Consider the following 12,822-nt stretch of genomic DNA (forward strand, 5'->3'; position numbering starts at 1 on the left):
CTACCCACTTAAAACAGGGAAGAACCCATAAGTACCTATAAATACAATTGAAACAAATGCTTCACTGGCAATACTCTCGAAAAATTGCATGGCAGATTTAGCGCCACCTGCCTTCGCTACTGATAAGTTTTGCAATTCATCAATTACAATCAATCCTATATGATGATCCATACATACTTTTTTCATATTATTTTCGAGATCATGAATTTTAAGATTGTGGTGGTTGTTTTCTTTTTCATAACTGGTACTTTGGGTTGAATTGTCTACAGCTTTAAAAAAGTTTAACAATAGTGCTCTTTTTGATGCATCCCCAGGACAGTTGAATTTAACATAAACTAATTGCTTGAAATTTAAACGTACAAGGTCGCATTATCAAAAGTGACATTGGCCGGATTATTTGCCTGTATCACACCTTCTGAAGCGCGGAGTGATTCACCAAAACGAATACCATAGGCAGTCACAGTCAGGTTGTTGTCGTCTGCACGAACCTGATACGCCCCAGAGCCAGCTCCGCCAATGGCTACCGCATCAATCAGACCACTGTTGTGCAGGTTCGTATCTCCCTTCAGGACGATGCCATAGGCTTCTGCTTTGTCATCGGTACCATTTGCACTACCTGCTTCTGCCCTGACATTGATATGGCCTGAATTCGTGAACTGCCCACTGACTCCATTGCCATTATTAACCCCCGCCGGAGTGATGTAGCCCACACCAAAAGCTCTTGCGGACGCATCAAGCTGACTTGAGCTTGAACTACCCTGTACCGTGCCACCTATCGCTTCAACATAAAGCGAACCACTGTTGCTTCCCATGCCTTTTTTGGATCCAATGGCCAGTGCATAAGCTTCAACGGATTTATCAGCACTTGTTCGTGCACTGCCTCCCTGTGCTTTCACATAAATCTGTCCTTTATTCTCCCCCGTCAGGCCATTGTCAATCCCTGTAATATCTGCATAGGCATAAGCAATGGCATCTGCATTGGCGATGGCTGTTCCACCATATCCTTCAGCTCTGATTGTGCCAATATTGTCACCTTCAAGATCCAGATAAATGCCAATCCCCTCAGCCCGGGCACGGACAGTATTTGTACCACTACCTGTTGCAGATCCAGCTCGGGTATAGCTGGTCAAAGTGCCATAGTTATTACCATCGACGTCACCATCCACGGCCTTTGCAGCGGCATCGGCATCGGCAAAGCCACTGTCTGCGCTAGCACTTCCTCCCTTGGCAATAGCAGAGATAATACTGTAATTACTACCTTCTACATCGGAATCCAAGCCATCAACAACGGCTTCAGCACCTGCTGAACCACTGCCGGTGGCTATCGCACTGCCAGCAATACCCGTCACATCGATGGGTGCACGGTTATCACCTGAGATATCACCGGTAAGGCCTTCAGCAGACACGTTGGCTGCTGCATCGGTACCCGTACCAGAGCTATCAGCTCTTCCGGCCTGTGCATGAAGATTAACGCCTCCCAGATGAGGACCATTAATATCACCATCAATACCAAAAGCGGACGTATTGGAATTGGCAGAGTTGCCTGTAGCATTTCCCCCCAGGGCTGAAATATCTATCTTGCCGGATTGACCTGTCAAAGCTGTACTTCCCGCCCGTATCCCAGTGACATTGATCCCTTGATTGTTGGATTCAGCAACGTTATTCCGGGTAAGGTGCAGGTTAATACCCACTGTCGAATCCACTTTACCCGCCATACCGGAGGTAAACCTTATGCCATTGATGAATGCTACCGATGATGTATCAGCAATCGTTATCATAGCCTTGTCTTCTTTGCTGCCAGCATTCACCTGCCCAGCTAATGTAATGTCAGTACCACTATTGATTAGCTGGAAAAGACCGGGGGTACTCTCACTGCTGCCATCGAACCCTGCGTACGCACCTTCGGCCGCTTCAACCTGTCGTTTATCAATGTTTAAAGTGTTTGCTTGAACTGGAAGGGTAAGAGTGACACCTGAAAGGGCCAGGGATATACACGACGAAATTAACTTATGCCGGGAGGGAAGCATGATTATACGACTCTTATAATTGTTTTTTGTCACTAAATATCATACTGATAAAAGAATAAAATACCAATCACCGGATTCTTCGAGTGAAAATGGTCGTTTCGTGAGCGCTCACGAGCCTCACCACCCCGCTCTTCCCATAATACCGGCCTGGCATCGTGGCTCAATTCTACTTTGTATTCATCTTGAAGCTGTATGGTTTGGGGAGAGCTGGAGAGAAACCAGCTCTTAGCCGATTAGCCGCATTTTTTTGGATTAAGTTTAACAGCCTGTCTGTTCAGACATAAAGATTAGCCCGGATATTTCATAAAAAGAGGCAAGTTCCGCCCAATCACTTGATATAATTGGGTCGACCAAAAAAATGCTTCGGAAGAAGCAAACCGGAACTTGCCATGAACAAATTTACACAAGAACAGCTTCGTTTTCACCCCTCCAACGGAAAAACTATCCGGGCAGACTTCAATGGCGGAGAATTATCCTCTGATTTTGGCGCCCTGATGCTACGTGAAACAATGCTTCACAGCGGTATCATATCCAGGCTGACTGACGGCATTGACGATAAACGTCATCAATCCTACATCGACCACACCCTGCAAGAACTCATTGCCCAAAGAGTTTTGCAAATGGCCTGTGGTTATGAAGATGCAAACGACAGCAACCATCTGCGTAAAGACCCAATCTTTAAGCTTGCCAATGGAAGAAACCCACTGGACGATGATAACCATCTGGCTTCCGCTCCAACGTATACAAGGCTTGGTCAGTCCATGACCAAACGGGATATTTATAATATGACCAAAGCACTGGCTGATCACTTCATCAGCAGTTATGAATACCCGCCATTAGCCATCATTATCGACCTGGATCATACGCCTGCTATCACCCATGGCGGCCAGCAGATGAACCTGTTCAACGCCAAATATCAAGACTACTGTTACTTGCCCTTAATGATCTTTGAGGGGCTCAGCGGCAAGCTGATCACTTCGATCCTGCGTCCTGGAAAAACACCCACAGGCCGAGAGAATGCAGCTATTCTCCAGCGCCTCATTAAGCTGATCCGTACAAGATGGCCGAAAACCCATTTACTGGTTCGTGGGGATAGCCACTTTGCCCAACCAGAGTTAATGCAGGTTGTTCAGGATGACCCTCACTCCGACTACGTGCTGGGAAAAGGCGCAGGACACAAGACGGCCTTGCGACCTAAAGCCAAAGAGTTGCTGGATGAAGCGCGGAAAGCTCTCGACGTTAAAACCGGGCTGGCAAAACTGAACAACATGCCAGAGCCTGAGCGACTCAGGCTCTACGGAGAAACGGACTATCAGGCAAAAAGCTGGAAAGGGCTGGACACCCGGATAATCTATAAGGCAGAGGTCAACCAGAAAGGCGACAATCCCCGCTTTATTGTGACTTCGATGATGGAGGCTTCCCCCGAGGAAATATATGAAGACCTTTATTGTCCCAGAGGGCAGGATGAGAACTTCATTAAGCATCTGAAAAGTGATTTGTCCGGTGATCGCTTGTCAGATCAAGGCTTTCTGGCAAATCACCTGAGAATGTTTTACGCCTGCGCTGCTTATGTTCTTCACTATGAGCTGAGAACCAAGGCACTGAAAGGTACGGAGCTGGAAAAGGCACAGCCATCAACCGTGATCACAAAACTTTGTAAGGTCGCGGTTAAAGTGGTTGAGTATAAAGACCGAATCAAACTTCACTTGCCCCGCAGCTGTCCAATAAAAGGGCTTTTGCAGCATATAACCGAAGTCTTTTATTCAATGCCGCTGCCTCGACCGGGATAGTCAGCTTCATAAACTCAATCAGAATAAAATAGCGACCAACAGAAAGAGTGTTGGGGAATTCTGTTGTCCTGAAAAAGCAGGTGCTGATCAAAAAACATCCGAATTAATGGTGAGTTCGGGTTGTAATACCTTTTTCATGGACAGTAGAGCAACAGACCTCCGAAAAAATCAGAATGGGATGTTTTTTCCGGAACTTGTTGCTCATTTATGAAATATTCGGGTTAGGATAAAATACAGGCAGACCACCCTTTAGTAGAATTTTTTCCCTGGCGCTGTGTACCCTGATCTCTTCGATTTGATGACCCATGGCAAACCCCAGAAATCATTCTATTAGTGACTTTTTCAAAGTAACGAACAGTTTTTGATCAACCAGAACATAACTTTTTTGATTGCTTTTCGTACACTAAGTAGTTATAAATTAGCTATCGAATATTTTTGACCGTCCGGTTACTAAAAATAGTTATTCCAATTCTACCGGCAGCGCTCAGTGTAGTGATTATACTCCAGCTATCACCAACAACACCTGCGTTACTGCTTCAACGAAAATGAAAACCGTTTTACCTATCACAGATGGGGCCATTAGAGAAACCCTGCAGATCGCCAGGAGTCATGACCCAACACCCTATGTCAGAGAAAGAGCACACGCTGTACTGCTCAGCTCTCGTGGCTTTCCTATGGCTCAAATTGCCGATATCTTTGAGGTTCAGTACCAGACGGTATCACGCTGGCTTGATGACTGGGAGGATTATGGTATTCGAGGGCTATACAAAACACACGACGGAGGGAAGAAACCTATTTACAATTCTGAAGAAGAACTGCGCATTAAAGAACTGGTGGCTAAGGAACCCCGCCGTATATCATATGTCCAATCCAAAATCGAAGAGGAAACAGGCAAATCCGCATCAAAGACGACAATAGGTAGAATAATAAAAAAGCTGGGGATGGTTTACAAAAGACTCCGTAAATCATGCAAGCATAAAAGAGATGAGGAGCAGTTTCAGCGTAGTAAGGCAGCATTGAAAGATGCTCAAGAAGCTGAAGATAAAGGTTTAATTAATTTGTTCTATTTTGACGAGTCAGGGTTTAGTCAGGAGCCTTGCGTACCTTATGGCTGGCAGGAGAAAGGCAAACAGCTCCGTATACCTTCAGTAAAAAGTAAAAGAATCAATGTTCTGGGGTTTATGAACCGTTCCTGTGAACTGTTTTATTACCCTGTAATTGGATCAGTTGATAGCAAGACAGTCATTGATATTTTCGACTATTTTGCCTATCAGATGACAGCTCCAGAGTACGGAGGAGATGATCGTTACACTGTGGTCATTATTGATAATGCCAGCATTCACACCAGTAAAGCGTTCCGAGCAAGAATTGATGACTGGATTCTTGAGAAAAAAATGATTGTTTTATTTCTCCCCACATACTCTCCCGAGCTCAACCTGATTGAGATTCTATGGGATAAGGCTAAATATGAATGGATCGATATATTATCAATTGTGAATTTCAGAGGCTTTGAGAAAGAGGTAAAGCGAGTTTTTGATGGGGTCGGTCAGGAATATATGATTTCGTATGCATGACTACTTACAAACCTTAAGAAACATCTCAAATACTGGATAAAAGGAGACATGACTAATGGCAAAAGGTGACAAGCATGGAAAAACAGGCTCTTACGTCTACACCATGAACCGGGTAAGCAAGGTTGTTCCCCCCAAACGCCAGATTCTCAAAGATATTTCCCTGTCATTCTTCCCCGGTGCCAAAATCGGTGTACTGGGCCTGAATGGTGCCGGCAAATCCACCCTGCTGCGCATCATGGCGGGTGTAGATAAAGAGTTCGACGGTGAAGCCCGTCCACAGCCAGACCTGAACGTTGGCTACCTGCCTCAGGAGCCGGAACTGGACCCGGCTAAAACCGTTCGTGAAGTGGTTGAAGAAGCACTGGGTGAAATCAAGGAAGCCCAGGAGAAGCTGGAAGCCGTTTACGCTGCCTATGCTGAGCCAGATGCAGACTTCGACGCCCTGGCTGCCGAGCAGGCAAAGCTGGAAAACATCATTCAGGCGGCCGATGCCCACAATCTGGAACGCAAGCTGGAAGTCGCTGCCGACGCCCTGCGTCTGCCAGACTGGGATGCCAATGTTGCCAACCTGTCCGGTGGTGAGCGTCGCCGTGTTGCCCTGTGCCGCCTGCTGCTGTCCAGCCCGGAAATGCTGCTGCTGGACGAGCCAACCAACCACCTGGATGCCGAATCCGTTGCCTGGCTGGAGCGATTTCTGGTGGAATATCCGGGTACTGTGGTTGCCATCACCCACGACCGTTACTTCCTGGACAACGCCGCTGGCTGGATTCTGGAACTGGACCGTGGTGAAGGTATTCCTTACCAGGGTAACTACAGCGCCTGGCTGGAGCAGAAAGAACAGCGTCTGGAACAGGAACAGAAACAACAGGACGCCCGTCGTAAAGCAATGGAACACGAACTGGAATGGGTTCGCTCCAATGCCAAAGGCCGTCAGTCCAAGTCCAAGGCACGTCTGGCACGCTTTGAAGAGATGCAGTCTCAGGAGTTCCAGACCCGTAACGAAACCAATGAAATCTACATTCCACCCGGTCCACGTCTGGGCGAGAAGGTTCTGGAACTCAACAACGTCTGCAAAGGCTTCGACGGCCGCCTGCTGATTGATGACCTGAGTTTCAGCGTACCTAAAGGTGCGATTGTCGGTATTATCGGTGGTAACGGTGCCGGTAAGTCCACACTGTTTAAAATGATTGTCGGTGAAGAACAGCCGGATTCCGGTTCTATCGAACAGGGCGACACCGTTAAAATCTCCAACGTACAGCAGTTGCGCGATGAACTGGATGATTCCAAGACCGTTTGGGAAGCGATCTCCGATGGTCAGGACATTCTGAAAATCAACAACTACGAAGTACCTTCCCGTGCTTACATTGGTCGCTTTAACTTCAAGGGCGGCGACCAGCAGAAGCGTGTCGGCGAACTGTCTGGTGGTGAGCGTGGTCGCCTGCAACTGGCTGCCACCCTGAAGCATGGCGGTAATGTGCTGCTGCTGGACGAACCGTCCAACGACCTCGACGTGGAAACCCTGCGCGCACTGGAAGAAGCGATGCTCGCCTTCCCCGGCTGTGCCATGGTGATCTCCCACGACCGCTGGTTCCTGGATCGTGTAGCCACCCACATTCTGGCTTATGAGGGTGACTCCAAAGTCACCTTCTTTGAAGGTAACTACACCGAGTACGAAGCGGACCGCAAAGAGCGTCTGGGCGAAGAAGCTGCCGGGCCGCACCGTATCAAGTACAAGCGCATTGACGCTTAATACCTGTTACTGACACCTGAACCCTTGCAGACTGCAAGGGTTCAGCTTTCTGGTTATTCTTCTTTCTTATCGTCCCGGGAAATATAGTTATCCAGGTAATATTGCTTGCAATCATTCCAGGAAATCTTTCCACAAATACGATAATAAACTTCTGCCCTGATGTATCTGCTCGTATCCACAGCGCGATTCAGGTAATCAACTCCACATTGCCGGATACCTTTCTCTCTACAAGCGACTTGCCAAAGTAGTCGTTTAACACTTTCCTTAACAGACGGATGGGTTGCACCAATCAGTAAAACACTCACAAAGCTGGCTTTGATCACGTTACCCGCGAAAGAGTCGGTACTATAAGTTTGCCGGAAAAAAGTTTGCCGGAAAATATCCTGATTTTTCCATTTGGGTCGGACTTTTCTGATGCTGCGCGGATTTAACCTGGGCGCATTTTTGCTCTTAACGGGTACTGCAGAATAATCACCACCATCGGTACTGACCAGAGGGCGAACAACCCTTCTGTTCAGGTCAATATGCAGTGGCTGGGACTCGCCAGACCGTGCAACATGAACAGGTGTTATTGGAGGAAAAGGCAGAACAGGCATTAGTTGAGGTGAAACGATAAAGTGAAGATTAGCCTGGAATGTCAGGCTTCTGATCAACTCATGTACACTGTCTTCATTCAGCTGCAGATTTGTAACTGTCTGGGTTTCGACAGACAAATGTCCATGACTCCTGCGGATGATGGTTATATGCTGTGTGTCTTCCTGCCTGTCATCAACCACCAGTATGGATCGTCGTGTTGCCATTGCCAGCAAAACAAGTATTTCAAGATTGTCCATTTGATCCAGCCCCAGCCTTATATCATTCAGCAGCTCGCGAGTAATGAGGTGTCTGGTGCTGGTTGAAACACCTTCATCCAGCCACTGAAGGGCTGTCATGATAATACTGTTTTGAGCATTTGGGAGGCTGGCCAGCGCGGAGCGTAACATTTCAAGTCGAAAAGGATCAGCTAAAACGCCCTCAAGATGGTTAGCAAGATAATGGCTCACAACCACCAGTCGCGCGTATGGGCAGCTCCTGACCTGAATATTGACATTATGATAAATAGAAGAAGGGGTACTTCCCTGGAAACGATTCATAATACCGGTCAACAAGTCTCTGCCTTCGAGTGCTGCAACTATAGCGGTGGGCAGACAGGACTGCTGGCCTTCCAGCATCTTACATTTGATAAACTCGGCTCTATGGACTGAGTTCCGATCTCTTACAGCCTGAACAGAAACAGAAAAAACAATGCAAAGGAAAACCGGGACAAAACGGAAACAGAACATAAAAAGTAACACCTTCCGACTATTTTAAAATTTCTGCTACCTGAGATTGACCTGAAAGCTTATAGTTCCAGCCAGAATAACAACCATAATGAGACCTGCAGGAATGAACCGATTGAAACAGACCCTGTCTGATAATGAGCAGGCTCCCGGGCAAAGCTCTGAATAGCTAACGCCTGCTTCTCAGGAATCTGGCAGAATCCCATAGTGCTGCAACAGTGCGTCACAATATTTTTCCCTGGCAGGAATCGCCTTGCAGCGGGCAATAAAACCCTGACTGTAAGCATCCTGATCCACGAAGTTCGACACGGTTCTGTCATTACGCCACTGATACAGGAAATCCAGAAGCTGCTGCTCCGATTCAACCGAGTCAAACCGTTTTTTTCCCTCCAGGTAAGTACACAGGACGGGAACATAAGTTATGTCAGAATCAAAGCTCATCACAGCCTGCTGAACGCTATCGAGATGACGGTCATGGTCGTCTACCAGCATTACCCGCTCTGGTTTCGGCAGGAGCTTGTTTTCGATCAGGGCAATCAGAACTTCTCCTTTCCTGTTGCCCTGCCCGGCCAGCACCACACCATGCTCCACTACAAACTGCCTGTCTCCCGGCAGGGCAATAAATCGTTCAGCCCCTGTATCTGAAAAGGTAATACCGACTTCTTTTAGCTGCCACCGGGTCGCATCGGCAACGGGCAGCCCCCGGGCGGTCATGCCAATAACCGTGACACCTTTGCTGATCAGTTGGTTAATGGTGTCGGGTAATGTCTCATCAGTGAGCTGCACAGGGACTTTGCCATAAACCAGCGTCAGCAGAGGATCAATCTCATCGACAATAGACTGCCTTGTCCTGCCGGGGTTGCGTTGCATCTCCTGGTCAACCAGATAATAGAACATCTCTGACCGCCCCAGCCATTGCCCTTCAGGCGTGGTAATGGTGGTATCGTCCAGATCCAGAATCACCAGACTCTGGTTGTTGAGGGTTCCGTCATTAAACGCCTGCTGGAGAAACAGCCCCGGTTGCGATGTTGTCGCCGCAGATGTCTGATAAGGGTTCATGATCAAGGCCATAAACCAGATAGCGACCAGCCAACGTATAAATTTATTGCTTTTCAACACCGGACAGACACCTTGCAGCTTTTAGTTAAGAAGTGACTAACAGACGCTCAAAAATAGCATATCCACGATTTCATACTGCAAAGGCACCGCATTAGCCCTTACAATATTGCGCGGAAGGTAAGCCTGGAGAGGACAGTGATCAGTAAGCTGGACAACAAAACAACAAGTACTTTGTATCAGTCATTTGCAAAGGCTGTACAGTCAGCCGGTTTTCTGGGTGATATCGAGCTGGGATACGCTGATCGCACGGTACTGGCAACAGACAACTCCATTTACCAGTTACTACCGGAAGGCATTTTTTACCCTCGTTCTACCGGCGACTTGAGCCTTATTCTGACCCAGTCAGCCCGCCCGGAGTTTCAGCAGATTGTGTTATCACCCAGGGGAGGCGGCACGGGTACCAACGGACAGTCTTTAACCACTGGTTTCATGGTAGATACCAGTCGCTATATGAACCAGGTACTGGAAATCAATGCTGAAGAGCGCTGGGCAAGGGTTCAGGCCGGTACAGTAAAAGATTACCTGAATGAACGGGTGGCAAAAGACGGTCTGTTCTTTGCACCGGAGCTGTCCACCAGCAACCGCGCCACTGTTGGGGGCATGGTCAACACCGATGCCAGCGGACAGGGTTCGGTGGTGTATGGCAAAACCCGACACCATGTGCTGGAGCTTACCTCAGTGCTGGCAGACGGCACCGTCTGGACTTCATCAGCCATCAACGATGATGAACTGAACCAGCTGTGTCAGCGTGAAGACAACATTGGAACGATTCATAAAACGGTTCGTCAGGCACATGATGATCATAAACAGCAGGTAGAAGACATTTTCCCGAAGCTGAATCGCAACCTGACGGGCTATGACCTGGCTAATATCCGCAATAAGCAGGGCGAATTTAATCTGAACGCTATATTGTGTGGTTCCGAAGGCACTCTGGCGATGGTCAGCGAAATCAAGGTTAACCTGCTGCCTGTTCCTGAAACATCTGCCCTGGTGCTGGTCTTTTACCAGAGTTTTCAGGAATCACTGCAGGACGCCCAGACCCTGATGGCAGCAAAACCCTGTTCCATTGAAACCATTGACTCCAGGGTACTGAGGTTAGCCAAAGCCGACACCATCTGGGAGAGCGTTAAGGGCTTCTTCCCACAAAACAGCGAAGCTATCGACGGCATTAACTTTGTCGAGTTCACCGGTCACAATGAGGATGAAATAAACAACGGCATAGCCCGCCTGGTCACTGAACTGAACAAAAGCTCTGAAATTGAACGTTCTGGTCATCAGATCGTGATGGGGACTGATAACGTTAAGAAAATCTGGGCGATGCGCAAACAGTCCGTTGGACTGCTGGGCAATATGAAAGGCGACGCACGCCCAATACCTTTTGTAGAAGATGTTGCCGTACCTCCGGAAAATCTGGCTGCCTTTATTCAACAATTCAGAGCCCTGCTGGATAAGCATCAACTGACGTATGGCATGTTTGGCCATGTCGATGCTGGTGTTCTGCATGTACGACCTGCTATCGACATGAAAGACCCGCAGCAGGCTATGCTGGTGCGCTCAATCAGCGATGAAGTGGCACAACTGGCACAATCCAATGGCGGTGTACTCTGGGGAGAACACGGCAAAGGGGTTCGATCTGAATACTCACCGGCTTTCTTTACCGACCTCTACCCGGTTCTGCAACACATCAAAAACGCCTTTGACCCACATAACCAGCTGAACCCCGGCAAAATTGCGACGCCTGCCAGTCAGGAGCTGCTGAAGATTGACGGCGTGCAGACCCGGGGAGAACTGGACAGCACCATTGAGCGCAAAGCCTTTGAAGCATTCACCAGTGGCATGTATTGCAACGGTAACGGTGCCTGTTTTAACTACAACCCTGCCAGCGCCATGTGTCCGACCTGGAAAGCCACTTACGACAGAACCCACTCACCTAAAGGCCGATCCGGTCTGGTCAGGGAGTGGTTGCGCCTGCAAAGCGCGGCAGGTACCGATATTGCCGAAGAAATCCACAAGGTACGACAGGGCGGTCTTTTCTACAACGCCATGGACAAAGCCCGTAATACCGTGGACAAGCTCAGGGGCAAAGAAGACTTCAGCCATGAAGTCTACAAAGCGCTGGACCATTGCATGAGCTGTAAGTCCTGTGCCGGACAATGCCCGATTCAGGTCAACATACCTGACCTGCGTTCCCGCTACTTTGAGCTTTACCACAGTCGTTACCCAAGACCTCTGAAACATCATATAGCCGGGCTGCTCGAACCCATGCTGCCAGCACTGGCGAAAGTAAGACCAGTTTATAATTTTACTGCCCGATCACAACTGGCTAACTGGCTTGCCAGCAAAACTGTTGGACTTCAGGATCTTCCAGCGATTACCAGCACCTCACCACTAAATGACAGTTGTCGTTCAGGTGCCTCGGTTGCCACACCGCAGTTACTGGACTCCTTACCCGAAGAAGAACGACAGCGGACAGTGATTATTGTGCAGGATGCCTTCACCAGTTTCTTTGAAACGCCTGTACTGACTGAACTGGTTGAGCTGCTGGTCAGACTGGGCTATCGCCCTCTGGTAACGCCTTTCCAGCCTAATGGCAAAGTACTGCATGTTTATGGTTATCTGGGCCGGTTCGAAAAAGTAGCGCGAACGAATGGCACAGAACTGAAACAACTGGCTGAATCCGGCGTCAGTCTGATAGGCATCGACGCTGCCGTTACTCTTACCTATCGCGATGAATATCATGAAGTGATGGGGAATAACGCACCAGAGGTATTGTTGCTGTCTGAGTGGTTCGCCAGAGAAGCTGAGCAGATTGCTGCGCTTAACCTTGGATTGGAGGGTGACTACATTTTGCTGGGGCATTGCACCGAAACCACCAACGTTCCAGCCACTCCCTCGCAGTGGCAGGCATTGTACAAAGCCTGTGGCCTGAAGCTGACCTACCAGCCAACAGGCTGCTGCGGTATGGCTGGTATTTACGGTCATGAAACCCGTCATCAGGACGTTTCCCGCAGGGTTTATGAACTCAGCTGGCAGGACGTAGTCGAAAAGCCTGAAAATCAGGGCAGGCTGGTTGCAACGGGGTATTCCTGCCGCAGTCAGGTCAAGCGCCTGAGTGACTCTCGAATCCCCCATCCCGTACAAGTACTGCTGCACCTGCTAAAAGACAAATAAAAGTCACTTGTCGTATTAGTAAATAGCACTGCCCCTGCAGTGCTATTCATATCAAATCATAAATGCGTTATT

The 12,822-nt window shown here is 48.5% G+C and carries 7 protein-coding genes and 1 pseudogene; 4 read left to right on the forward strand and 4 right to left on the reverse strand.

Annotated elements, in window-relative coordinates; all coding sequences use genetic code 11:
- Positions 1-321: pseudogene (locus tag NX722_RS26115) on the reverse strand (AAA family ATPase); the annotation flags it as partial.
- Between the two features lie 29 nt (positions 322-350).
- Positions 351-1,778 carry a hypothetical protein gene (locus NX722_RS26120; RefSeq protein ID WP_262565761.1) on the reverse strand — a complete coding sequence of 476 codons (1,428 nt, stop codon included), beginning with the start codon at positions 1,776-1,778 and terminating at the stop codon, positions 351-353.
- A 638-nt stretch (positions 1,779-2,416) separates the two neighbouring features.
- On the opposite strand from NX722_RS26120, the gene NX722_RS26125 reads away from it, so the two are divergent.
- The 3 genes from NX722_RS26125 to ettA all read left to right on the forward strand — a co-directional run bounded on the left by NX722_RS26125 (position 2,417) and on the right by ettA (position 7,141).
- Positions 2,417-3,817: an IS1380 family transposase gene (locus NX722_RS26125; RefSeq protein WP_262563762.1), complete on the forward strand. Its 1,401-nt coding sequence runs from the start codon at positions 2,417-2,419 to the stop codon at positions 3,815-3,817.
- Between the two features lie 545 nt (positions 3,818-4,362).
- Positions 4,363-5,391, forward strand: coding sequence for an IS630 family transposase (locus tag NX722_RS26130; RefSeq protein WP_262565762.1), 1,029 nt, complete (start codon positions 4,363-4,365; stop codon positions 5,389-5,391).
- 55 nt (positions 5,392-5,446) lie between these two features.
- Positions 5,447-7,141, forward strand: coding sequence for an energy-dependent translational throttle protein EttA (gene ettA, locus NX722_RS26135; RefSeq protein WP_262565763.1), 1,695 nt, complete (start codon positions 5,447-5,449; stop codon positions 7,139-7,141).
- 53 nt (positions 7,142-7,194) lie between these two features.
- On the opposite strand, the gene NX722_RS26140 is transcribed toward ettA, so the two are convergent.
- Positions 7,195-8,463, reverse strand: coding sequence for a hypothetical protein (locus tag NX722_RS26140; RefSeq protein ID WP_262565764.1), 1,269 nt, complete (start codon positions 8,461-8,463; stop codon positions 7,195-7,197).
- A gap of 180 nt (positions 8,464-8,643) precedes the next feature.
- Positions 8,644-9,579 (reverse strand): DUF2608 domain-containing protein, encoded by a 936-nt coding sequence (locus NX722_RS26145; RefSeq protein WP_262565765.1) that lies wholly within the window; start codon positions 9,577-9,579, stop codon positions 8,644-8,646.
- Between the two features lie 135 nt (positions 9,580-9,714).
- Here NX722_RS26145 and ydiJ point away from each other — a divergent pair, with 135 nt between their 5' ends.
- Positions 9,715-12,750, forward strand: a complete 3,036-nt coding sequence (ydiJ, locus tag NX722_RS26150) for a D-2-hydroxyglutarate dehydrogenase YdiJ (protein WP_262565766.1) — start codon at positions 9,715-9,717, stop codon at positions 12,748-12,750.
- The last annotated feature ends 72 nt before the right edge of the window (positions 12,751-12,822 follow it).

This window comes from Endozoicomonas gorgoniicola (assembly GCF_025562715.2).
GTDB lineage: Bacteria > Pseudomonadota > Gammaproteobacteria > Pseudomonadales > Endozoicomonadaceae > Endozoicomonas_A > Endozoicomonas_A gorgoniicola.